We start from the raw sequence: 23609 nt of genomic DNA on the forward strand, positions 1-23609 counted from the left end.
ATACCGAAATGAAATTGCCGATCTACATGGATTACTCCGCGACAACGCCGGTCGACCCACGCGTTGCGCAAAAAATGATCGAATGCCTGACCAATGAAGGCAACTTCGGCAACCCGGCTTCGCGTTCCCACGTCTTTGGCTGGAAAGCCGAGGAGGCGGTGGAAAACGCCCGTCGTCAGGTCGCCGAGTTGGTCAATGCAGACCCGCGCGAAATCGTCTGGACGTCCGGTGCCACCGAATCCGACAATCTCGCCATCAAGGGCGTTGCCAGCTTCTATGCAAGCAAAGGCAAGCACCTGATCACCTCGAAGATCGAGCACAAGGCGGTGCTCGACACCATGCGTCAGCTCGAGCGTGAAGGCTTCGAAGTCACCTACATCGATCCCCGTGAAGATGGCCTCATTACCCCGGCGATGGTCGAGGCTGCGTTGCGCGAAGACACCACGCTGGTGTCGATCATGCACGTCAACAATGAAATCGGTACGGTCAACGACATCGGCGCGATCGGTGAGATGCTGCGTGCCCGAGGTGTGTTCTTCCACGTCGACGCCGCCCAGTCGACCGGCAAGGTGGAGATTGACCTGCAAAACCTCAAGGTCGACCTGATGTCCTTCTCGGCGCACAAGACCTACGGCCCGAAAGGCGTCGGCGCTCTGTACGTGCGCCGCAAGCCGCGCATTCGCCTTGAGGCGCAGACCCACGGTGGTGGCCACGAACGTGGCATGCGTTCCGGCACTCTGGCGACTCACCAGTGCGTCGGCATGGGTGAAGCTTTCCGTATCGCCAAAGAAGAAATGGCTGCGGAGAACGCCAAGGTTACGGCTCTGCGCGACCGCTTCTTCAAACACGTCGAGGACCTGGAAGAGCTGTACGTCAACGGCAGCATGACTGCCCGTGTGCCGCACAACCTGAACCTCAGCTTCAACTACGTGGAAGGCGAGTCGCTGATCATGGCCCTCAAGGACCTGGCGGTGTCGTCCGGTTCGGCCTGTACCTCGGCGTCCCTGGAGCCTTCCTACGTGCTGCGCGCCCTGGGTCGCAATGACGAACTGGCACACAGCTCGATTCGCTTCACCTTCGGCCGCTTCAGCACCGAAGAGGAAGTCGACTACGCCGCGGAGAAAGTACGCGAGGCCGTCACCAAGCTGCGCGAACTGTCGCCGCTCTGGGATATGTTCAAAGAAGGTGTCGACATTTCCAAGGTGGAATGGGCAGCACACTAAAAGCTGCCAGTGAGCGGCGCCTGATGAAAGAGGATTGATAACATGGCTTACAGCGAAAAGGTCATCGACCACTACGAGAACCCGCGCAACGTCGGCAAGATGAACGCGGAAGATCCTGACGTCGGCACCGGCATGGTCGGCGCGCCGGCTTGCGGCGACGTGATGCGTCTGCAGATCAAGGTCAGCGACGCTGGCGTTATCGAAGACGCCAAGTTCAAGACTTACGGTTGTGGCTCCGCCATCGCCTCCAGCTCTCTGGCGACTGAGTGGATGAAAGGCAAGACCCTGGACGAGGCTGTCACCATCAGCAATACCCAGCTTGCCGAAGAACTGGCTCTGCCGCCTGTGAAAATTCACTGTTCCGTTCTCGCCGAAGACGCCATCAAGGCGGCGGTGCGCGATTACAAACAGAAGAAAGGTCTGCTTTAAGGAGGTTGGTCGATGGCTATCAGCATGACTCAGGCTGCCGCCCAGCATATTCAGCGTTCCCTGGATGGGCGCGGAAAGGGTGAGGGTATCCGCCTGGGTGTCCGCACCACGGGCTGTTCCGGTCTGGCCTACGTGTTGGAGTTCGTCGACGAAACCGCCGGCGAAGACCAGGTGTTCGAGAGCCATGGCGTCAAGGTGATCATCGATCCCAAGAGCCTGGTGTACCTCGATGGCACAGAGCTGGATTTCGTCAAGGAAGGGTTGAATGAGGGCTTCAAGTTCAACAACCCTAATGTCCGTGGCGAATGTGGCTGTGGCGAAAGCTTCAACATCTGATGAACAGTTCCGGTCCGTGCCATTTCGCCCTGTTCGAGTTGCAGCCGAGCTTTCGCCTGGATCTCGATCAGTTGGCCACGCGTTATCGCGAGCTGGCTCGTAGCGTCCATCCGGATCGCTTCGCCGATGCCTCCGAGCGTGAACAGCGCCTGGCGCTGGAGCGCTCGGCGAGCCTCAACGAGGCCTATCGCACGCTCAAGAGCGATTCGCAGCGGGCGCGTTACCTGTTGGCGATGCGAGGCCCGGAGCTGCCGTTGGAAGTCACTGTGCAGGATTCTGACTTTCTGCTTCAGCAGATGCAGTGGCGTGAGGAGCTCGAAGACCTGCAGGACGAGGCCGATCTGGCTGGTGTGGCCGCTTTCAAGGGCCGCCTGAAGATCGCCCAGCAGGAGCTGAACGAACGTTTTGCCGAGGCTTGGGAGGACAATGCGCGCCGAGAAGAGGCTGAACGCCTGATGCGCCGCATGCAGTTCCTCGACAAGCTTTCCCACGAGGTGCGCCAGCTGGAAGAGCGCCTCGACGATTAATGCACGTACGGCTGCCGTGGCCGTGCCTGATACCCAGATAAGCACCGACTACCTATGGCTTTATTGCAGATTGCTGAGCCCGGACAGAGCCCACAACCCCACCAGCGTCGTCTGGCTGTCGGCATTGACCTGGGCACCACCAATTCCCTCGTCGCGGCCGTGCGCAGCGGCGTCAGCGAGCCGCTGCCGGACAGTGAGGGGCGCCTGATTCTGCCTTCGGCCGTGCGCTACCACGCTGATCGTGTCGAGGTTGGTGAAGCGGCCCGGCGCGACGCTGCCAGCGACCCCTTCAACAGCATCCTCTCGGTCAAGCGCCTGATGGGGCGCGGCCTTGCTGACGTCAAGCAATTGGGTGAGCAGTTGCCTTACCGCTTCGTCGCCGGCGAGTCGCATATGCCGTTCATCGACACCGTGCAGGGGTTGAAGAGCCCCGTGGAAGTGTCCGCCGATATTCTGCGGGTATTGCGCCAGCGCGCGGAGGCCACGTTGGGTGGTGAGCTGGTTGGCGCGGTGATAACCGTGCCGGCCTATTTCGACGACTCCCAGCGCCAAGCCACCAAGGACGCCGCGCGTCTGGCCGGTCTGAGCGTGCTGCGTCTGCTGAACGAACCCACTGCTGCTGCGGTTGCCTATGGGCTCGATCAGAACGCCGAAGGCGTGGTGGCGATCTATGACCTGGGCGGCGGCACCTTCGACATTTCCATCCTGCGCCTGACCGGCGGGGTATTCGAGGTATTGGCTACCGGCGGCGACAGCGCCCTGGGGGGCGATGATTTCGATCACGCCATTGCCGGCTGGATCGTCGAGCAGGCCGGCCTGTCTGCCGATATCGAGCCAGGAGCCCAGCGCAGCTTGCTGCAGACGGCTTGCGCCGCGAAGGAAGCACTCACCGATGCCGAGAGCATCGAGGTTGCTCATGGCGAATGGCGTGGTGTGTTGTCCCGTGCCGAGTTCCAGGCGCTTATCGAACCCATGGTGGCGCGCAGCCTGAAAGCCTGCCGCCGTGCGGTGCGTGACTCGGGTATCGAGCTCGATGAAGTGGGCGCCGTGGTCATGGTCGGTGGGTCGACACGCGTACCCCGTGTGCGTGAGGCTGTCGGCGAACTTTTCGGGCGCCAGCCGCTGACCGATATCGACCCTGATCAAGTGGTCGCCATCGGCGCCGCCATTCAGGCCGATGCCCTGGCCGGCAACCGCCGCGCCGATGGTGAAGAATTGCTGTTGCTGGACGTCATTCCGCTGTCCCTGGGGTTGGAAACCATGGGCGGGCTGATGGAGAAGGTGATTCCGCGCAACACCACGATTCCGGTGGCCCGTGCGCAGGAATTCACGACGTACAAAGATGGCCAGAGCGCCATGATGATCCATGTGCTGCAGGGTGAGCGCGAGCTGATCAGCGATTGCCGCTCCCTGGCGCGTTTCGAGCTGCGTGGCATTCCGCCGATGGTGGCCGGGGCGGCGAAGATTCGCGTGACCTTCCAGGTGGACGCCGACGGCCTGCTGAGCGTCAGCGCCCGCGAGCTGGCCTCCGGCGTTGAAGCCAGTATTCAGGTCAAGCCCTCGTACGGCCTCACCGATGGTGAGGTGGCGCGCATGCTGCAAGACTCCTTCCAGCACGCCGGTGGCGACAAGGCAGCCCGTGTCCTGCGCGAGCAGCAGGTCGACGCGCAGCGTTTGCTCGAGGCCGTGGAAGGTGCGTTGCAGGTCGACGGTGAGCGGCTGCTGGATGCCGAAGAGCGCCTGGTGATCGATCTGCAGATGCAGGAGTTGCGTAAATTATTGACGGGCACCGATGGCCTGGCCATCGAGCAGCAGACCAAGCGTCTGTCGCAGGTGACCGATGCCTTTGCAGCCCGGCGCATGAATTCGACGGTAAAAGCCGCGCTGGCCGGGCGTAGCCTGAATGAGATCGAGGAATAACTGATGCCCGTGGTAACTTTTCTGCCTCACGAGAAATTCTGCCCGCAGGGGCTGGCGGTCGAGGCGCAGGCCGGTACGTCGATTCTGGAGCTGGCCCACGAGCACCATATCGAGATGGAAAGTGCCTGTGGTGGTGTGTGCGCCTGCACCACGTGCCACTGCATCGTGCGCAAGGGCTTCGATTCCTTGAACGAAGCCGACGAGCTCGAGGAAGACTACCTCGACAAGGCCTGGGGTCTGGAAGCGCAGTCGCGCCTGGCCTGTCAGGCGATCGTCGGTGAGCATGACATCACGGTCGAAATTCCCAAGTATTCGCTCAACCATGCCGCCGAAGCGCCGCACTGATCAGGAAGCCCAGCATGAGCCTGAAATGGGTTGATGTTCTCGAAATCGCCATCCAGCTCGCCGACAGCAAGCCGGATGTCGACCCTCGTTACGTGAATTTTGTCCAGCTGCACCGCTGGGTGGTCGAGCTGCCGGAGTTTTCCGACGACCCTCAGCGTGGTGGCGAAAAGGTGCTGGAAGCCATTCAGGCTGCCTGGATCGAAGAAGCGCAATGATCATTCCGGGCGGCTACTGGCGGCCCGGGCGTGCAAAGAGGGGCTGTAACAGTGGCTCCGCTCTTATGCTTTTGACTGGAACCCGCGTATAATTCGCGGGTTTAATTTTTGGCTTTAATCACCGTTTCTGGAGTTTCACATGGCTGTTCAACGTACCTTCTCCATCATCAAGCCTGATGCCGTCGCTAAAAACGTCATCGGCGAGATCACCACTCGTTTCGAGAAAGCCGGCCTGCGCATCGTTGCCTCCAAGCAACTGCAACTGTCCGAGCGTGAAGCGGCCGGCTTCTACGCTGAGCACAGCGAGCGCGGCTTCTTCAAGGACCTGGTTGCATTCATGACGTCCGGTCCGGTTATCGTCCAGGTACTGGAAGGCGAAAACGCCATCGCCAAGAACCGTGAGCTGATGGGCGCTACCAACCCGAAAGAAGCGGCTGCCGGCACCATCCGCGCCGACTTCGCCGTTTCCATCGACGAGAATGCCGTTCACGGTTCCGACTCGGAAGCGTCCGCTGCTCGCGAAATCGCTTACTTCTTCTCCGCTACTGAGGTAAACGCCCGCATTCGCTAAGGCGAAGCGTGCGAAGGTGACGTCATGACCGACACGAACGGCAAAATCAACCTGCTGGGCCTGACCCAGCCGGAAATGGAGCAATTCTTCGACAGCATCGGGGAAAAGCGCTTCCGTGCCGGTCAGGTCATGAAGTGGATTCACCACTTTGGCGTCGATGATTTCGCCGCCATGACCAACGTTGGCAAGGCCTTGCGCGAGAAGCTCGAGGCCGCTGCCTACATTCGCGGGCCAGAAGTGGTCAGCGAAGATATTTCTACCGATGGCACGCGCAAGTGGGTCGTACGCGTGGCATCGGGCAGTTGCGTGGAAACCGTGTACATCCCCCAGGGCGGGCGTGGCACCCTGTGCGTTTCCTCGCAAGCCGGTTGTGCTCTGGACTGCAGCTTCTGCTCCACGGGCAAGCAGGGTTTCAACAGCGACCTTACCGCGGCCGAGATCATCGGCCAGGTGTGGATCGCCTGCAAATCGTTCGGCAGCGTGCCGGCGAAGATCGACCGCGCCGTCACCAATGTGGTGATGATGGGCATGGGCGAGCCGCTGCTGAACTTCGACAACGTCGTCGCCGCCATGAAAATCATGATGGACGACCTCGGCTACGGCATCTCCAAGCGCAAGGTGACCCTGTCGACCTCCGGTGTGGTGCCGATGATCGACAAGCTGGCCGAGGTGATCGACGTGTCCCTGGCGCTGTCGCTGCACGCACCCAATGACGAGCTGCGCAGCCAGTTGGTGCCGATCAACAAGAAGTACCCGCTGGACATGCTGCTGGCTGCCTGCAAGCGCTACGTGTCAGGCCTGGGCGAGAAACGTGTGCTGACAATCGAGTACACCCTGCTCAAGGACGTGAACGATAAACTCGAGCATGCCGAGCAAATGGTCGCGCTGCTGGCGAACATCCCCTGCAAGATCAACCTGATTCCGTTCAACCCGTTCCCCCACTCCGGTTACGAGCGCCCGAGCAACAACGCCATTCGCCGCTTCCAGGAACTGTTGCAAAAAGCCGGGCATAACGTCACGGTGCGCACCACTCGTGGTGAAGATATCGACGCGGCGTGCGGGCAACTGGTTGGCCAGGTCATGGACCGTACCCGCCGCAGCGAGCGTTACATCGCCGTGCGCCAACTGAGCGGCGACGCGGATGCACCGCGTCCCACCGCCAGCCGTACCTGAGAGGATCTCCATGACCGTGCTGCGTTCCCTGCTGTTTCTGCTGAGTGTCAGTCTGCTCACCGGCTGTGTCTCGACCGGTGATGTCGACCCGATGAAAACGTCCGAAGGCCGCAAGAAGGCTTACGACTCTTTCGTCCAGCTCGGCATTGGTTACCTGCAGCAGGGTGAAACGGGACCGGCCAAGGTGCCGTTGAAAAACGCCCTGGACATCGACTCTTCCGCTCCTGACGCGCATGCCGTACTGGCCCTCGTATTCCAGCGTGAGATGGAGCCGAAACTGGCCGACGAGCATTTTCGCAAGTCATTGTCGAGCAATCCCAGGGACGCCCGCCTGCTGAACAACTACGGCGGTTTCCTGTTCGAGCAGAAACGCTACAAGGAAGCGATGGAGCGCTACAGCCTGGCCGCCGAGGACAGCCTCTATCCCGAGCGTGCGCGGGTCTTCGAGAACATGGGCATGACCGCCATGATGCTCAAGCAGCGCGAGCAGGCGAAAACCTATTTCGAACGTTCGCTGCGCCTCAACAGCCGTCAGCCGCGTGCGCTGCTGGAAATGGCCAACCTGTCCTACGAAGATAGGCAGTACGTGCCGGCACGTAGTTATTACGATGCCTACAGCGCCATCGCCGAACAAAACGCGCGAAGCCTGCTGCTTGGTGCGCGCCTGGCGACGATTTTCGAGGATCGTGACCGCGCCGCCAGCATCGGCTTGCAGTTGAAACGTCTTTATCCCGGTACGCCGGAATATCAGCAATATCTGTCGGAGCAAAGATGAAAGCGGCCCAACCTGAAGTTGCAGCAGCTCATCGCGTCAATCCTGGTGAAGCGCTGCGTGCTGCGCGCGAGAGCAGGGGCTGGTCGGTCGCCGAAGTGGCGACCCAGCTCAATCTTACGCCTACCCGCCTGACCCAACTGGAGGCCGGCGAGTTCGACAAGCTACCGGGCAATACCTTCGCCCGCGGCTACATCCGTGCCTACGCAAAACTGCTGGGCCTGGAGCAGGCGCCTCTGGTTGCCGATTTCGATCAGTTCACCGGCAGCAATGCCACCGGCAGCAGTGTGCACGCCCTTGGCCGCATCGAAGAGCCGACGCGTTACTCGCAGAGTATTCTGCGGCTGGTCAGCTTCCTGCTGCTGCTCGGTGTTGGTGGAGCCTGCTTCTACTGGTGGCAGGATCAGGGCTGGCAGCTCGACGACCTGAAGAATGTCGGCATGGGTCACGTCGAAGTCGATGGCGCCGACGGCAGCACGCAGATCCACCCGCTCGACGAGCCGGAAGATCAGGCCGTGGCGGAAGCCCAGAGCCAGGGCACCGAATTGCCGCTGCCTAACGTACCGGCCGAGCAGTCTGGCAATGTCGCCAGCAGCGCGCCGGAAGCCACCGCCAGTGAATTGCTGGAGCAGAACCCGCCGGCCGGCCAGGCGGCTCCGGTTGACCCGGCCGCCACGCCTGCCCAGCCCGCGGCGCCAAACATGCCAGCCACACCTGCAGTGCCGGCTGCGCCTGCGGTCCAGGCACCTGCCGCGACCGCTCAGCCTCAGGCACCGGTTGCCGCCGGTGAGGGCCTGCTAAGCCTGAGGTTCACGGCCGACTGCTGGGTTCAGGTCACCGATGCTACCGGCAAAGTCATTGCCAGCGGCCTGAAACGCGCCGGCGACAGCCTCGACGCACGGGGCCGCGCTCCACTCGAGCTGCGCCTGGGCTTTGCCCGTGGTGCGCAGGTCAGCTACAACGGCGCTGCGGTCGACGTGACGCCGCACATCTCCGGTGAGACCGCACGCTTGAAGTTAGGTGGACAGTAATATGCACGGTGAATCGCCAATCAAACGTCGTCTGTCCCGCAAAATCTGGGTCGGCTCGGTTCCGGTCGGGGGCGATGCGCCCATCGCCGTGCAGAGCATGACCAACACCGACACGAACGATGTCGCCGCTACCGTCGAGCAGATTCGCCGTCTCGAAGCCGCCGGTGCCGACATCGTCCGCGTGTCCGTGCCGGACATGGACGCTGCCGAGGCCTTCGGGCGGATCAAGCAACAGGTCAACCTGCCACTGGTGGCGGATATTCACTTCGACTACCAGATCGCTCTGCGCGTGGCCGAACTGGGGGTGGATTGCCTGCGCATCAACCCTGGCAACATTGGCCGTGAAGACCGCGTCAAGGCGGTGGTCGAGGCCGCCCGCGACAAGGGCATCCCGATCCGCATCGGCGTCAACGCCGGCTCGCTGGAAAAAGACCTGCAGAAGAAATACGGCGAGCCGACCCCGGAAGCGCTGGTCGAATCGGCGTTGCGTCACGTGGAACACCTCGACCGCCTGAACTTTCCTGACTTCAAGGTCAGCGTGAAGGCCTCCGACGTGTTCATGGCCGTGGAGGCCTACCGCCTGCTGGCCAAACAGATCGAGCAACCGCTGCATTTGGGCATCACCGAAGCCGGCGGCCTGCGCTCCGGTACCGTGAAGTCTTCGGTGGGACTGGGCATGTTGCTCGCCGATGGTATCGGCGACACCATCCGTATCTCGTTGGCGGCCGATCCGGTGGAAGAGATCAAGGTCGGCTTCGATATTCTCAAATCGCTGCGCCTGCGTTCGCGGGGCATCAACTTCATCGCCTGCCCGAGTTGCTCGCGCCAGAACTTCGACGTGGTCAAGACCATGAACGAGCTTGAGACCCGCGTCGAGGACCTGTTGGTGCCGCTGGACGTCGCGGTGATCGGCTGCGTGGTCAACGGCCCCGGCGAGGCCAAGGAGGCGCACATCGGCCTCACCGGCGGCAGCCCGAACAACCTGGTCTATATCGATGGCAAGCCTGTCTCGAAGCTGACCAACACCAACCTGGTCGATGAGCTGGAAAGGCTGATTCGTGCCAGGGCGGCCGAGAAGGTCGCAGCCGACGCGGCAGTGATCGTGCGCGGCTGATCCGTGCCTAAGGAAAACAAGTGAGCAAGTCCCTGCAAGCCATTCGTGGCATGAACGATATTCTGCCGCAGCAGACCCCGGCCTGGCGTTACCTGGAAACTACCCTGGCAACGCTGCTCGACAGCTACGGCTACCAGGAAATACGCCTGCCGATCCTCGAGTTCACCGAACTGTTCGCCCGTGGTATCGGCGAAGGCACCGATGTGGTCGACAAGGAGATGTACACCTTCCTCGACCGCAACAACGAATCCCTGACTCTGCGCCCGGAAGGTACTGCTGGCTGCGTGCGTGCGGTGCTCGAACACGGCATGACCGGCGGCGGCCAGGTGCAGAAGCTGTGGTACGCGGGCCCGATGTTCCGCTACGAGAAGCCGCAGAAGGGCCGCTATCGGCAGTTTCACCAGATCGGCGTTGAAGTCTTCAACCTGCCTGGGCCAGACATCGATGCCGAACTGATCACCCTGACCTGGCGTCTGTGGAAGCAACTGGGCCTGAGCGACGCAGTCACCCTGCAGCTCAACAGCCTGGGCTCCAGCGAAGCCCGTGCGGTGTATCGCGAGGCCCTGGTGGCCTATCTGCAAGAACGTTTCGACCAGCTCGACGAAGACAGCCAGCGGCGCCTGACCACCAACCCGCTGCGCATCCTCGACAGCAAAGTGGCGACCACCCAGGCGCTGCTTGCCGACGCACCGACGCTGCACGATTACCTGGACGAAGAATCCCGGCTGCACTTCGAGGGCCTCAAGGCTCGTCTCGATGCGGTCGGCATCGCCTACGAGATCAACCCAAAGCTGGTACGCGGCCTGGATTACTATGGCCGTACGGTGTTCGAGTGGGTCACCGACAAGCTCGGCTCCCAGGGCACTGTCTGTGCCGGCGGCCGCTACGACGGCCTGATCACCCAGTTCGGCGGCAAGCCGACGCCGGGTGTCGGCTTCGCCATGGGTGTCGAGCGTCTGGTGTTGCTGCTGGAGACCCTGCAGCGCGTACCCGCGCAATTGAATCGCCCGGCAGACGCTTTCATCTGCGCCTTTGGCGAGGCTGCCGAGCTGGCGGCACTGACCCTGGCGGAGAACCTGCGCAATGAAGTGCCGGGGCTGCGCCTGCTGGTCAATGCCGGTGGTGGCAGTTTCAAGAGCCAGTTCAAGAAGGCCGACAAGAGCGGAGCCCTGTATGCTCTGATTCTGGGTGAGGACGAACTGGCCAAGCGCGTGGTAGGTTGCAAACCTTTGCGCGATGACAGCGAACAACAAAGCATTGCCTGGTCGGATCTGGCCGGCCATCTGGCGTCCTGCATCAAGCAGGCTTGAGCGATTTAGCGATTAAGGAGTATCTGGGGTGGCGTTGAATAGCGATGATGATGAACTGGCCGGCCTGAAAGACTGGTGGCAGCGTAACGGCAAGCCGCTGTTGGCTGGTGGTGCTCTGGCGCTGATCGCCGTGTTCGGTTGGCAGGCCTGGCAGAAGTACCAGAGCAATCAGGCCGAGGGCGCTTCGATCGTCTATCAGCAATTGCTCGAAGCGGCCCTGACCCCGAGCGGTCAGCCCGATGCAGCCAAAGTGGCAACGCTGGCCGGGCAGTTGAAGAACGATTTCGGCGGCACCCAGTACGCACAGTACGGCAGCCTGTTCGTGGCCAAGGTCGCGGTCGAGACCGGCAAGCTCGATGACGCCGCCGCTGAACTGCGCAGCGTGGTCGACAAGCCTGCCAACGACACCCTCGGCGAGCTCGCTCGCCAGCGCCTGGCCCGTGTGCTGGCCGCTCAGGACAAGGCCGAGGAAGGCCTGAAGCTGCTTGATGGCGACGCCGACCAGGCCTACCTGGCCAGCCGCGAAGAACTCAAAGGCGATCTGCTGGCCAAGCTGGGCCGCACCGACGACGCCCACGCTGCTTACGTAAAAGCCAAGGGTGCGTTGTCTGAGGAGGCCGCCGTGGGCGGCTTGCAGATGAAGATCGACGACTTGGCCAAAGGGGATGCATGACGTGATGCGTTGGAAGAATGCCGCACTGCTGGCCCTGGCCGTTCTGGTCGTCGGTTGCAGCAGCAACAGCAAGAAAGAACTGCCGCCAGCCGAGCTGCCCGACTTCAAGGAAGAGGTGAAGCTGCAAAAGGAGTGGAGCCGTTCGATTGGTGACGGGCAGGGCGAGATCTACAACATGCTCGAGCCTGTGGTCGACGGCGAGCAGATCTTTGCCGCGGATATCAATGGCTTGATCGTTTCCATGGAGCGCACCACCGGTGACGTGTCCTGGAAGAAAGAGCTCGAAGTACCGGTTTCCGGCGCCGTCGCGGCTGGTTACGGCATGGTCGTGATCGGCACCCTCAAGGGTGAAGTGATCGCTCTGGATTCGTCCAGCGGTGAAGAAAAATGGCGCGCCAGGGTGCCGAGCGAAGTGCTGTCGGCGCCGGCCATCAGCAGCGACACCGTGCTGGTGCAGACCCAGGACGACACCCTGGTTGCTCTGGACGCCTACAGCGGCCAGCAACGCTGGATCTTCGAAAACACCCCGGCGGTACTGACCCTGCGCGGCACCGGCAGCCCGGTACTGACCAACCAGTTGGCCATCGCCGGCTTGTCCAGTGGCAAGGTGATCGCCCTGGATGCTCAGCGTGGCATTCCGGTCTGGGAACAACGTGTCGCCATTCCGCAAGGGCGTTCCGAGCTGGACCGTATCGTCGACATCGACGGCGGTCTGCTGCTTTCCGGTGGCCAGTTGTATGTAGTGACCTACCAGGGGCGTGTGGCTTCCCTGGATCTGGAAAGCGGCCGCGTGCTGTGGCAGCGCGAAGCCTCCAGCTCCATGGGCGTCGCCCAGGGCTTCGGCAACGTTTACGTGACCCTGGCCAGCGGCACCGTGGAAAGCGTCGACGAACGCTCGGCCTCCGCCCTGTGGACCAATGATGCCCTGGCGCGTCGCCAACTGTCGGCTCCCGCTGTGTTCTCCAGCTACGTCGCCTTTGGCGATTTCGAGGGCTATCTGCACTTGATCAGCCAGGTTGACGGTCGCTTCGTCGGTCGCACCCGTATTGACAGCGATGGGCTGCGTGCCCGTCCGCTGGTCGTCGGCGACTGGCTGTATGCCTTTGGCAACGGCGGCAAACTGGTGGCGCTGACCATCAAGTAAGCCGCGGAGGCGGGCGCTCGGTATCGCCGAGCGCCCGCTTTTGCCAGTGCACGATTTGTGGCCGCTGCCTGTGCAGCGGCTTTTGTATTTTCTGAAATAACGAAGTGGAGAGCCGAATGGTTCCCGTAATTGCCCTGGTGGGTCGGCCGAACGTCGGCAAATCCACCCTGTTCAACCGCCTGACCCGCACCCGCGACGCGATCGTCGGTGACCTTTCGGGTCTGACCCGCGACCGCCAGTACGGCGAGGCCAAATGGCAGGGGCGTACCTATATCGTGATCGACACCGGTGGCATCTCCGGTGACGAAGAAGGCATCGATGCGAAGATGGCCGAGCAGTCCCTGCAGGCCATCGAGGAAGCCGACGCCGTGCTGTTTTTGGTCGACGCCCGTGCCGGGCTGTCCGCCTCCGACCAGATGATTGGCGAGCACCTGCGCAAGCGCAACAAGCGCAGCTTCCTGGTGGTCAACAAGGTCGACAACCTCGACCCTGATTTGGCCCGCGCCGAATTCTCACCACTGGGCATGGGCGAAGCCCTGCCTATCGCCGGCGCCCATGGCCGTGGCATCACCCAGATGCTCGAAGCGGCGCTGGGCAGCTTCCCCAAGGATGCCGGCGAGCCGGAAGACGGCGAAGAGCCCGAAATTGTTGCCGAGGGCGAAGAACCCAAGCGTATTCCCGGCCCGAGCGAAAAGGACGGCATCAAGCTGGCGATCATCGGCCGGCCCAACGTTGGCAAGTCGACCCTGGTCAACCGCATGCTCGGTGAAGACCGGGTCATCGTCTATGACCAGGCCGGTACCACTCGTGACAGCATCTACATCCCGTTCGAGCGTGACGACGAGAAGTACACGCTGATCGACACCGCCGGTGTACGCCGCCGCGGCAAGATCTTCGAGGCAGTGGAGAAGTTCTCGGTGGTCAAGACGCTGCAGGCCATCCAGGACTCCAACGTCGTGGTGTTCGTCATGGACGCCCGTGAAGGTGTGGTCGACCATGATCTCAACCTGCTCGGTTTCGTGCTCGAAAGCGGTCGCGCCCTGGTCATCGCGTTGAACAAGTGGGATGGCATGGAGCCCAGCGAGCGCGACTACGTGAAGACCGAGCTGCAACGCCGGTTGTTCTTCGTCGACTTCGCCGACATCCACTTCATCTCCGCGCTGCATGGCACCGGCGTCGGCCATTTGTACAAGTCGGTACAGGCCTCGTTCCAGTCGGCGATCACCCGCTGGCCGACCAACCGCCTGACGCAGATCCTCGAAGATGCCGTGCGTGAGCATGCACCGCCCATGGTCAACAACCGTCGTATCAAGCTGCGCTACGCCCACCTGGGTGGTGCCAACCCGCCGTTGATCGTGATTCATGGCAATCAGGTCGATGCGGTGCCCAAGTCTTATATCCGCTACCTGGAAAACACCTACCGGCGCGTACTCAAGCTGGTCGGCACGCCGATTCGTATCGAGTTCAAAGGCGGCGAAAACCCGTATGAGGGCAACAAGAACACCCTCACCGATCGGCAGGTGAACAAGAAGCGCCGTCTGATGAGTCACCACAAGAAGGCCGACAAGAAGCGCAAGGACAAGCGCTGATTGGCAGGCGAGGCGGGCGATGAGCTGCCAACTACCTGGCGGGAACGAGCCCGCCAGGTAATGACAGACAAATGGGGCAGCTACGAAGGTAGCTGCCCCATTTTCGTTTCGGTGGCAGGTAATCGATGCCAGCGGCCGGCCGGACCCGTGCCCGTTATTGCCTACACGTCTGCGTCAGAACGCTACGCCATACGTTGCGTTGCGCGCATCGTGAAAAGCTTGGGGCACTCCCGGCCTTTTTAGCCCACTAACCAGAACACTAACGCCACAGGCAGGAACGACATGAAAGTATTGATGGTGCTGACTTCCCACGATCAGCTTGGCAACACCGGCAAGAAAACCGGCTTCTGGCTCGAGGAATTTGCCGCGCCTTACTACGTGTTCAAGGACGCAGGCGCCGAGGTGGTGCTGGCCTCGCCCGCCGGTGGCCAACCGCCGCTGGACCCGAAAAGCGACCAGCCGGACGCCCAGACCGAGCATACCCAGCGCTTCAAGGCCGACCCGGCCGCGCAGCAGGCCCTGGCCAACACCGTCAAACTGGACGGCGTCAGCGAGGGCGACTTCGATACCCTGTTCTACCCGGGTGGCCACGGCCCGCTGTGGGATCTGGCCGAGTCGGCTCGCTCGATCAGCCTGATCGAAGCCTTCGAGCGTGCCGGCAAGCCGATCGGTTTTGTCTGTCATGCACCGGGCGTGCTACGCCACGTCAAGGCCGCCGACGGTTCGCCGCTGGTCAAGGGCCGTCGCGTCACCGGCTTTTCAAACAGTGAAGAAGCTGCGGTGGAACTGACCGACGTCGTTCCCTTTCTGATCGAAGACGAGTTCCAGGCACTCGGCGGCCAGTATGAAAAGGGCCCTGATTGGGCGTCTTACCTGGTCGAAGATGGCAAGCTGGTCACCGGGCAGAATCCTGCCAGTTCCGAAGCTGCAGCCAAGGCACTGCTGGCGCAACTGCAGTAACCCGCGTACGGCTGAACCTCTTGTAGCGTCTTCTGGCGCGTTGAGGTGGCTCAGCCGTCTGCGTCTGGTGCCCGCTTCCTGAAAAAGGACATCCCATGATCACGCTGCACCACCTCAACGCCTCACGCTCATTGCGCATACTGTGGCTGCTGGAGGAGATTGCCGAGCCCTACGAACTGGTTCGCTATCAGCGCAACCCCAGTACCCACCTGGCGCCGGACTCTCTCAAGCGGATCCACGCACTGGGTAAATCGCCGATCATCGAGATCGACGGGCAGCTGCTGGTTGAGTCCGGGGCGATAGTCGAATACTTGATCCGCCGCTACGCGCGGCGCCTGGAGCCTGATTTCAGCTCGCCCGATTACCTTTCTTATCTGCAGTGGCTGCACTTTTCGGAAAGCTCGGCGATGGTGCCGGTGCTGCTGAAAATCTTCACCCAGATCGAACAGGGCACCGGCACCCAGCTGTCTTTCCTGGACGGCTATACCCAGGCCGAGTGCGACAAGGTGCTGGGGCATCTGGATAGCTTTCTGGCCGACAGGCGCTTCGTGCTTGGCGACGCACTGTCCGGGGCTGACTTCATGCTGGCCTTCGTGGCGATCACCGTCGTGCAGCAACTGGGCCTGGGTGAACGCTATCCCAATGTGGCGGCCTACCTGCAGCGCCTGACGGCTCTGGAAAGCTGGAAGCGGGCGCAGGCCCTGGAGAACCACGGCTGATGGAGACGGGCGAGCGCCGAGCCAGCGGGATGATCTGCCGCGAACCTCGACGCCGTAACACTTAACACTCTTAATCGCCCACAAAAAAGCCCTGTAAAAACAGGGCTTTGATGTTTCTGATCTGGAGCGGGCTAAGGGAATCGAACCCTCGTCATGAGCTTGGGAAGCTCAGGTAATGCCATTATACGAAGCCCGCTTTTGCGTGCGTCTTTATACCGGAAGTCGCCTGGAAATTGAAGCCCGCGTCGGTCAGAAATGTCAGGGCAGTGGCGCGGGCCCGCTTTTTTACAGTGCTCATACGGCAATGGCGTGCTGCAGGTCGGGATGGCGGCTCTGGCGCGTATGGCTGCTGCCACTGCTCTGCAGGAAGCGGAACAGGGCGTTCTGGGTTTGTAGCCAGGCGCTCTTGTGCTCGATGTCGATGAAGTGCCCTGCGTTGTCGACCGTGACGAACTGACAGGCACGAATGTGCCGTTCGAGCAGCCGGGCATCGGCGGGCGAGGTGTGGGCGTCATGCTCGCCGTTGATGAACAGCAGCGGGATGTCGATGCTGCCCAGGCTCGCCATCTGGCAGTGGCCGCCCATGCGCAGTACCTGCTGGATGTGGGCGTGCATCTGCCGGTATTCGTGGCTCGTGAGCCGGCTGATGTGCTTGTGATTGTAGCGCTTGAAAAGCGACGGCAGGTAATGGCCGATGGTGTCGTTGACCAAGTGGCCGATTTTGTCGCCATCACCCTGATTGAGACACACCAGCGCGCGGCCCAGGTAGTCGAGCATGGGCTCGTTGAGAATGGGTGAAAACGAGGCGAACACGGCCTTTTCCAGGCTGGCCGGGCGTTCGACCAGCGCCAGCATGCTGCCGATGCCACCCCAGGAAAAGGACATCAGGTACTGAGCGTCGAAATGCGCGATCAGTTCGAACAGGATCGCCGCTTCGTCTTCCTTGCCGATGCAGTGATCGTTCTGGTTGTGCGGTCTGGACTGGCCCGCGTAGGGCTGGTCGAACAGCACCACGTTGAACCGGGTGCCCAGGTACTTGACGGTTTGTGCGAAGGAGGCGGTGGTTGCCAGCGAGCCATTGACCAGAACGATGGTCTTCCTGGCCGCCGGGTTGGCATGGAACTCGGTATAGACCTTATACCTGTTGTGGACGTTGACGATAGCGGTCGCAGGCTTCATCTGTCTTTGCTCCTGGCGCATTTGGCGTTATGCGGCGCACGGTCGAGGGCGCAAGCTGGGCATGTCGAATGGTTAGCAAAGCGCCTGGACATGACAAATCAATGTCGGCTGGCGAATCTGGTGATCAGCGGATGCGGTGGAAGCCAGGATCGAAAGATTCCCGGGCGTGGGCGCTTTTGCGCAGCAAGCGCAGGCATCGCGTGTGTGGCGTGGCTGGCGGCGTTTGCCACGAGTGACAATTGCTGGTCAGACGCTGGCGATTTCCGCATCGGTGAGCGTGCGATAGGCGCCGGGCGGTAAGGCGGGGTCTAGCACGATGGCGCCCAGGCTCTGGCGGTGCAGGCCGATGACCTTGTTCTGGAAGTGGCCGAACATGCGTTTTATCTGGTGGTAGCGGCCTTCGTGCAGCGTCAGTCTGGCATGGTGCGGCGCCTGGATTTCCAGCAGGGCGGGGCGGGTGGTCAGGTCTTCATAAGCGAAGTACAGACCTTGGGCGAACACCTCGACGGCCGCCGGGTCGATGACTTGCTCGGTCTCGACGCGATAGACCTTGGCGTGGCTGCCGTCCGGCGCGGTGGCGCGGCGTGACCAGAGGCCGTCGTTGGTGATCAGCAGCAGGCCGCTGGTGTTGAGGTCCAGCCGGCCCGCCAGGTGCAACTCGTGCCTGTCTGGCTCGTCCAGCAGGTCGAGTACCGTGCGATGCTCGGGATGGCTGGTGGCACTGACCACGCCGACCGGTTTGTGCAGCATGAAATAGCGCGCTGGCTTGCCCGCCTGCACCACTTCGCCATCGACCTCTACGCGATCGAACACGCGCACGTCGTAGCGGCTGTCGCGGCATACCTGGGCGTCGATGCGTACACGGCCTTCAGCCAGCAGCCGGCGAGCATGTTGGCGATTGAAACGTGGCAGGTTGCCGAGCAGGCGGTCGATGCGCATGGTGAGTCAGCGCTCCCGGGCTGGCCGCGCCTGTGCGCAGCGAGGGCAGAGGCAGGCGAGATCCAGCGCTTCAGGAGGCAGATCGTCTAGCGCCTGTGGCGTGATCTCTACCTCGAAGCACCAACAATGCGCGACCTGGCTATCGCTGGCGGCCTGCGCGCAGCTATTGGCCTGGCCGCAGACAGGGCAAAGGCTGCTGTTCATTGGGGTTCTTCGCACAGACGGTTGCGGCCTGTCTGCTTGGCTCGGTACAGGGCGCGGTCGGCACGGGCGATCAGTGCTTGCAGGTCGTCGCCGTCGCGCAGCGCTGCGAGGCCAATGCTGGTCGAGGTGTGCAGCGTCTGGCCGGCGAACTCGAAGGTGCTGCTTTCGGTTTGCTGGCGGATCTTCTCGCCCAGTTGGCGGGCGGCGTCGAGCGGGGTGTCTTTCAACAGCAGGATGAATTCCTCACCGCCCCAGCGACAGGTGATGTCGGACTGACGCAGGCGCTCTCGCAATTGCTGGGCGAAGCCACGCAGCACGGCGTCGCCTGCCAGGTGGCCATGGCTGTCGTTGAGCTGCTTGAAACCGTCCAGGTCCAGAAGCAGGGCACACAGGGGGCTTTGGCTGCGCCGTGCTTCCTGGATGGCCTGGTTGGCGAGCAGCTCGAAACCGCGGCGGTTTGGCAGTTCGGTCAGCGAGTCGGTGGTCGCCAGTAGTGTGATGCGAGCCTGATAGCGGCGCAGCACCAGGCTCACCAGCAGCAGCACTACCAGCGTGACCACGGCCCAGATGGCCAGGTTGAGGTACAGCGACTGGCGGATGCTGGCCAGTGCGCCATGCTCGTGCGTCTCGACGAACAGGTACCAGTCCAGCTCGGGAATGAAGCGCACGTTGAGGTAATGGCCGTGGCCATGGTCCTGATAGGAGAAGTCGCCGCTTTGCGGGTGTGACAGTTTGCTGTTCAGGCCTTCGAGGCCGTGCACCTCGCTCAACTGGTCACCGATACGCGCCCCCAGCGGCCCGCCGTTGGCGCCCGTGAGCACGATGCGGCCGTTGGCATCGACGAAGTAAACGCGGCGGTTATAGCGCTGTTGATACTCGTCGATCAGTTGCACCACGGCATCGACCGTCAGGCCGACGCCGGTGGCCCCGATGAAGCGCTGCTGATAGTCGAAGACCTTGTAGTTTATGAAGACCGTCATGCGGTCGCCGTTGGCCATGTCGATATCGACATTGATCTCGTAGGGCTCCTGCCTGTCGCGCAGTCGGTAGTACCAGGCGTCACGATCGGCCTGCTGGTCGATCTTCTTCAGCACGCCTTTGGCCTGGTAATAGGTCTTGCTCTGTTCGGAGACGAAAAAACTGGTGACGGCGCCGTAGTGGCTCTGCACTTCCTGCAGGTAGCGAGTCATGGGCTCGGCATTCTGCTCGCCGCCGAGCACCCAGTCGCGCAGGAAGGTATCGCGGGACATCATCGAGGAAATGAGGATGGGCCGTACCAGGTCCTTCTGGATTTCCGAGTAGACGTTGTCCGAGGTCAGCGGCAGCTCGTTGTTGACGATGCCGTCGCGGATCGAGTCCAGGGCCGCGTAGTAGCTGGCCAGCGAAGTGGCGATAAAACCGCAGCCGAGCAGCACGAGCAGAAGAAACACCAGCGAGCGAGGGCTGGCGGTTTTGGGCGAAGGTGAGGGCATCGTGCTGGCTGCTTTTAGGAATCTCGCCATGCTATGGGGCGTGCGGTCGAGGCGCAAGCAGGGCCGTGTGGGCAGGTGGAAATGCCCGCTTGTGGGGCGGTCAGCCACCGCCCCACGGTTTGCTTCAGGCCTGCTCGATAACCACCACGCGCTGGCCTGCACGCACCGCAGCGCCCGGTTGCACGAGCACCTCGCGGACGACGCCGGACAGTGGTGCGGTGAGCGGGATTTCCATCTTCATCGATTCGAGAATCACCAGCACGTCGCCAGCGGCCACGGTTGCCCCTTCCTGAACCTGGACCTGCCAGAGATTGCCCGCGATATGGCTGTCGACACCGTGCTGGCCGTCGCCCAGTGGCGTGTTTTCGGTGGGCTCCGTCGCGCCCTCGTCACTTTCGAAATGCGCCTGGCCGGAGTCGATCCAGCGCTGCCGCTCGGCAGCGAAGGCGCTGCGCTGCTGGTCACGAAAGGCGGCGATGCCATCGGCTTCGTCGTTGAGAAACCCTTGGTAGTCGGCCAGCGCGAGTTCGCTGTCTTCGATGCGCAGTTCGAAGCGCCCCAGAGGAAAGTCGCGACGGATGCGCAGCAGCTCGTCTGCGCTGACCGGGTAGAAGCGGATCTGGTCGAAGAAGCGCAACAGCCATGGTTTGCCGTCGAAGGCAGCGACTTCCCTGTAGCGGTTCCACATCTGCAGCGTACGGCCGACGAATTGGTAGCCGCCGGGGCCTTCCATGCCGTAGACGCACATATAGGCGCCGCCGATGCCCACCGAGTTTTCTGCCGTCCAGGTGCGCGCCGGGTTGTACTTGGTGGTGACCAGGCGGTGGCGTGGGTCGAGTGGGGTGGCCACCGGCGCGCCGAGGTAAACGTCGCCCAGGCCCATTACCAGGTAGCTGGCGTCGAATACCGTGCGGTACACCTCGTCGAGGTTGGCCAGGTCGTTGATGCGGCGGATGAATTCCAGGTTGCTCGGGCACCAGGGCGCGTCCTTGCGCACGGTGGTCATGTACTTGTCGATGGCCAGCTGGCAGGCCGGGTCATCCCAGGACAGCGGCAGGTGAACGATCCGCGACGGTACCTTGAGGTCGCCGGTGGCGCATACGGCGTCCCACTCGCCAGCGACGATGGCGAGCAGGCGCTGCAGCGGCAGGGTTTCCGGTTGGTAGTGCACCTGCAGCGAACGAATGCCGGGCGTGAGGTCGACCACGCCATTCAGCTGTTTGGCCTCCAGCGCCTGCATCAGCGCGTGGCCGCGAAAGCGCAGCACCAGATCGAGCTCAGGCTGGCCGATCTCCAGTAGCAGATGGGTATCGCCGGACAGACGGGCGACCAGGCGCTTGTCGCCATCGCCGATATCCAGCACCACGGGTGAAACGAGCTCGGCGGCAAGGCCGGGCGTCGCGACCGCCTCGCCAGGCGGCTGGGCACGTAGCTCGGCACACTCGCGGTTGCCTGCCCCGGCCAGTTCGCGCGCGGCGGTGAGGGTCACCGGCACGAAGCGCACCTTGTCGCCGGCCTTGAGCTGACCAAGCTGCCAGAGGTCGGCTTCGATGATCGTTACCGGGCACACGAAACCACCCAGGCTGGGGCCGTCGGGGCCGAGGATGACTGGCATGTCGCCGGTGAAATCCACCGCGCCGATGGCATAGGGATTGTCGTGGATGTTGGACGGATGCAGGCCCGCTTCACCGCCACTCTCGCGTACCCATTCGGGCTTGGGGCCGATCAGCCGCACACCGGTTCGGCTGGAGTTGAAGTGCACTTCCCAGTCGGTGCCCAGGAAAGTGTCGATATAGGCGGGGGTAAAATACTCCGGCGCGCCGTGGGGGCCATAGATCACGCGGATGGTGCGCACCATGGGCAGTGCGCTGCACAGCTCCCGGGGCAATTGTGTACCAGCATGCCTGCTGTCGAGCGGCAGCAGGTGCAGCACGTCGCCGGCACGCAGGGCGCGGCCGCCATGGCCGCCAAATTGGCCGAGGGTGAAGGTGCTCTTGCTGCCCAGGTAGTCGGGTACCTGCACGCCACCGCGCACGCTCAGGTAGCTGCGCGCCCCTGCGCCGGCAATGGTGCCAAGGGCGAGGGTGCTGCCGGCATTGACCAGCAGCGTGGTATCTAGCGGCTGGATCACGCCGTCGAGGGTCACGGGGATCTCGGCGCCGGTAATGGCCACCAGCGCATCGGTATTGAAGCGCAAGGTCGGGCCGCTCATGGTGATTTCCAGTGCGGCGGTGCCCTCGGCATTGTCGAGCAGGCGATTGCCCAGGCGCAGGGCGCGGCTGTCCATCGGTCCGGACGGCGGCACGCCGACGGCCCAGTAACCGACACGGCCGGGAAAGTCCTGCACGGTGGTCTGGGTGCCGGCGGCCAGCACCTCGAAGGTGCTGGCCTGATAGACCAGTTGCTCCAGGCAACGCGTCCATGGCGAGCCGCTGGCAAAGGGAGCGTCGGCGAGGATCTGGCGCAGGTAGTCGCGGTTCGACTCGACGCCATACAGCACCGACTCGGCCAGAGCGGTATCCAGCGCGGCGCTGGCCTCGTCACGGGTGGGCGCCCAGGCAATCAGCTTGGCGATCATCGGGTCGAAGTACGGCGGAATCTCGCAGCCGGCTTCCACCCAGGTGTCGATGCGCAGCGCCTGGCCGTCAGCCGGGGGAAACTGCACGGCAGTGAGCAGGCCGGGGCTGGGCTGGAAGTCGCGGCCCGGGTCTTCGGCATACAGCCGCGCCTGGATGGCGTGGCCGCTGGGCGCCAGCCCTTGGGCCAGTTCGCTCAACGGCGCCAGCTCGCCGGCCGCCAGCTCGATCATCCAGCGCACCAGGTCGACACCCCACACCTGCTCGGTGACGCCGTGCTCGACCTGCAGGCGGGTGTTCACTTCGAGGAAGTAGAAGCGTTGCGCCTCGCTGTCGTAGACGAACTCGACGGTGCCGGCGCTGCGGTAGCTGACCGCCTTGGCCAGTTTGATCGCCGCCGCGCACAGCTCGTCGGCCATGCCGGCTGGCAGGTTGGGTGCCGGGGTTTCTTCCAGCACCTTCTGGTTGCGCCGCTGCACCGAGCAGTCGCGCACGCCAAGGGCAATCACCTCACCCTGGCCGTCGCCAAAGACTTGCACTTCCAGATGGCGGGCACGCTGGATGTATTTCTCGATGAACACGCCGCTGTCGCTGAAGTTGTTCTGCCCGAGGCGCTTTACCGCCTCGAAGGCCTCACTCAGCTCCTCACCCGTGCGGCACACGCGCATCCCGATACCGCCACCGCCCGCGGTGCTCTTGAGCATAACGGGGTAGCCGACCTGCTCGCCTGCGACCAGCGCGGCCTCGAGGTTCTCCAGCAGATCGGTGCCTTCGAGCATCGGCACACCCTGCTGTTTGGCCAGCGCTCGAGCGGTGTGCTTGAGGCCGAACACGCGCAACTGCTCGGGCGTCGGGCCGACGAAAGCGATGCCGGCTTTTTCGCAGGCCTCGGCGAAGGCGGCGTTCTCGGAAAGAAAGCCGTAGCCCGGGTGGATGGCCTTCGCGCCGCAGGCTCTGGCGGCCGCGAGAATCTTCTCGACCACCAGATAGGTCTGTGCAGCCGGGCCGTCACCGAGGGAGAAAGCTTCGTCGGCCTGCTGGATATGCAGACTGGCTACGTCCGCCTCGGAGTAGACGGCGACGCCTTTGACATCGAGCTCGCGCAGGGTCCGCAGAATGCGGCAGGCGATGGCGCCGCGGTTGGCGATCAGAAGTTTTTCGAACATATCGGCTCCCGAGGCCGTTCGA

At 62.7% G+C, this 23609-nt stretch carries 23 protein-coding genes and 1 tRNA gene; 18 read left to right on the forward strand and 6 right to left on the reverse strand.

The window, feature by feature from the left end; translation table 11 throughout:
* Nucleotides 1-8 precede the first annotated feature (8 nt).
* The 18 genes from ACZ0AV_RS20005 (at nucleotide 9) to ACZ0AV_RS20090 (ending at nucleotide 16051) form a co-directional block, all read left to right on the forward strand.
* The gene (locus ACZ0AV_RS20005; RefSeq protein WP_499152643.1) at nucleotides 9-1223 is read left to right on the forward strand and encodes an IscS subfamily cysteine desulfurase; all 1215 of its coding nucleotides are present in this window, start codon (nucleotides 9-11) and stop codon (nucleotides 1221-1223) included.
* Nucleotides 1224-1265: 42 nt separating this feature from the next.
* Complete coding sequence (iscU, locus tag ACZ0AV_RS20010; protein WP_070883324.1) at nucleotides 1266-1652, forward strand: Fe-S cluster assembly scaffold IscU; 387 nt, start codon at nucleotides 1266-1268, stop codon at nucleotides 1650-1652.
* A gap of 12 nt (nucleotides 1653-1664) precedes the next feature.
* On the forward strand, nucleotides 1665-1988 hold the full coding sequence (gene iscA / locus ACZ0AV_RS20015; RefSeq protein ID WP_070883323.1) for an iron-sulfur cluster assembly protein IscA: 324 nt from the start codon (nucleotides 1665-1667) through the stop codon (nucleotides 1986-1988).
* The gene (gene hscB, locus ACZ0AV_RS20020; RefSeq protein ID WP_499152644.1) at nucleotides 1988-2515 is read left to right on the forward strand and encodes a co-chaperone HscB; all 528 of its coding nucleotides are present in this window, start codon (nucleotides 1988-1990) and stop codon (nucleotides 2513-2515) included. Before iscA ends, hscB begins: the two co-directional genes overlap by 1 nt.
* 54 nt (nucleotides 2516-2569) lie before the next feature.
* Nucleotides 2570-4435, forward strand: a complete 1866-nt coding sequence (gene hscA, locus ACZ0AV_RS20025) for a Fe-S protein assembly chaperone HscA (RefSeq protein ID WP_499152645.1) — start codon at nucleotides 2570-2572, stop codon at nucleotides 4433-4435.
* Between the two features lie 3 nt (nucleotides 4436-4438).
* Nucleotides 4439-4780 carry an ISC system 2Fe-2S type ferredoxin gene (fdx, locus tag ACZ0AV_RS20030; RefSeq protein WP_499152646.1) on the forward strand — a complete coding sequence of 114 codons (342 nt, stop codon included), beginning with the start codon at nucleotides 4439-4441 and terminating at the stop codon, nucleotides 4778-4780.
* 14 nt (nucleotides 4781-4794) lie between these two features.
* A complete protein-coding gene (iscX, locus tag ACZ0AV_RS20035; protein WP_013792386.1) occupies nucleotides 4795-4995 on the forward strand; it encodes a Fe-S cluster assembly protein IscX in 201 nt (66 codons plus the stop codon).
* 139 nt (nucleotides 4996-5134) lie between these two features.
* Complete coding sequence (ndk, locus tag ACZ0AV_RS20040; protein WP_042555298.1) at nucleotides 5135-5566, forward strand: nucleoside-diphosphate kinase; 432 nt, start codon at nucleotides 5135-5137, stop codon at nucleotides 5564-5566.
* A 24-nt stretch (nucleotides 5567-5590) separates the two neighbouring features.
* Nucleotides 5591-6739 carry a dual-specificity RNA methyltransferase RlmN gene (gene rlmN / locus ACZ0AV_RS20045; RefSeq protein WP_499152647.1) on the forward strand — a complete coding sequence of 383 codons (1149 nt, stop codon included), beginning with the start codon at nucleotides 5591-5593 and terminating at the stop codon, nucleotides 6737-6739.
* Between the two features lie 10 nt (nucleotides 6740-6749).
* A complete protein-coding gene (gene pilW / locus ACZ0AV_RS20050; RefSeq protein ID WP_499152648.1) occupies nucleotides 6750-7514 on the forward strand; it encodes a type IV pilus biogenesis/stability protein PilW in 765 nt (254 codons plus the stop codon).
* Nucleotides 7511-8542, forward strand: coding sequence for a RodZ domain-containing protein (locus ACZ0AV_RS20055; RefSeq protein WP_499152649.1), 1032 nt, complete (start codon nucleotides 7511-7513; stop codon nucleotides 8540-8542). Before pilW ends, ACZ0AV_RS20055 begins: the two co-directional genes overlap by 4 nt.
* Before the next feature lies 1 nt (nucleotide 8543).
* A complete protein-coding gene (gene ispG / locus ACZ0AV_RS20060) occupies nucleotides 8544-9656 on the forward strand; it encodes a flavodoxin-dependent (E)-4-hydroxy-3-methylbut-2-enyl-diphosphate synthase (RefSeq protein WP_092365460.1) in 1113 nt (370 codons plus the stop codon).
* 20 nt (nucleotides 9657-9676) lie between these two features.
* On the forward strand, nucleotides 9677-10966 hold the full coding sequence (gene hisS, locus ACZ0AV_RS20065) for a histidine--tRNA ligase (protein WP_499152650.1): 1290 nt from the start codon (nucleotides 9677-9679) through the stop codon (nucleotides 10964-10966).
* Nucleotides 10967-11000: 34 nt separating this feature from the next.
* On the forward strand, nucleotides 11001-11639 hold the full coding sequence (locus ACZ0AV_RS20070; protein WP_499153411.1) for a tetratricopeptide repeat protein: 639 nt from the start codon (nucleotides 11001-11003) through the stop codon (nucleotides 11637-11639).
* Nucleotides 11632-12783, forward strand: a complete 1152-nt coding sequence (gene bamB, locus ACZ0AV_RS20075) for an outer membrane protein assembly factor BamB (RefSeq protein ID WP_499152651.1) — start codon at nucleotides 11632-11634, stop codon at nucleotides 12781-12783. The genes ACZ0AV_RS20070 and bamB overlap by 8 nt, the downstream gene beginning before the upstream one ends.
* 116 nt (nucleotides 12784-12899) lie before the next feature.
* The gene (gene der, locus ACZ0AV_RS20080; protein ID WP_499152652.1) at nucleotides 12900-14372 is read left to right on the forward strand and encodes a ribosome biogenesis GTPase Der; all 1473 of its coding nucleotides are present in this window, start codon (nucleotides 12900-12902) and stop codon (nucleotides 14370-14372) included.
* A gap of 282 nt (nucleotides 14373-14654) precedes the next feature.
* Nucleotides 14655-15332 (forward strand): type 1 glutamine amidotransferase domain-containing protein, encoded by a 678-nt coding sequence (locus tag ACZ0AV_RS20085; protein ID WP_499152653.1) that lies wholly within the window; start codon nucleotides 14655-14657, stop codon nucleotides 15330-15332.
* A 95-nt stretch (nucleotides 15333-15427) separates the two neighbouring features.
* A complete protein-coding gene (locus ACZ0AV_RS20090) occupies nucleotides 15428-16051 on the forward strand; it encodes a glutathione S-transferase family protein (RefSeq protein ID WP_499152654.1) in 624 nt (207 codons plus the stop codon).
* A gap of 122 nt (nucleotides 16052-16173) precedes the next feature.
* On the opposite strand, the gene ACZ0AV_RS20095 is transcribed toward ACZ0AV_RS20090, so the two are convergent.
* From ACZ0AV_RS20095 to uca, 6 genes are all read right to left on the reverse strand, one after another.
* A tRNA-Gly gene (locus tag ACZ0AV_RS20095) sits at nucleotides 16174-16247 on the reverse strand.
* A gap of 98 nt (nucleotides 16248-16345) precedes the next feature.
* Nucleotides 16346-17230, reverse strand: coding sequence for an alpha/beta fold hydrolase (locus tag ACZ0AV_RS20100; RefSeq protein ID WP_499152655.1), 885 nt, complete (start codon nucleotides 17228-17230; stop codon nucleotides 16346-16348).
* A 246-nt stretch (nucleotides 17231-17476) separates the two neighbouring features.
* The gene (locus ACZ0AV_RS20105; protein WP_499152656.1) at nucleotides 17477-18169 is read right to left on the reverse strand and encodes a pseudouridine synthase; all 693 of its coding nucleotides are present in this window, start codon (nucleotides 18167-18169) and stop codon (nucleotides 17477-17479) included.
* Nucleotides 18170-18175: 6 nt separating this feature from the next.
* Nucleotides 18176-18373 (reverse strand): cysteine-rich CWC family protein, encoded by a 198-nt coding sequence (locus ACZ0AV_RS20110; protein ID WP_499152657.1) that lies wholly within the window; start codon nucleotides 18371-18373, stop codon nucleotides 18176-18178.
* Entirely contained in the window at nucleotides 18370-19845 is a 1476-nt protein-coding gene (locus tag ACZ0AV_RS20115) for a sensor domain-containing diguanylate cyclase (protein WP_499152658.1), read from the reverse strand. The genes ACZ0AV_RS20110 and ACZ0AV_RS20115 overlap by 4 nt, the downstream gene beginning before the upstream one ends.
* A 124-nt stretch (nucleotides 19846-19969) precedes the next feature.
* Entirely contained in the window at nucleotides 19970-23587 is a 3618-nt protein-coding gene (uca, locus tag ACZ0AV_RS20120; protein WP_499152659.1) for an urea carboxylase, read from the reverse strand.
* Nucleotides 23588-23609: the final 22 nt, after the last annotated feature.

The sequence above is a fragment of the Pseudomonas sp. AC532 genome, from assembly GCF_979258965.1.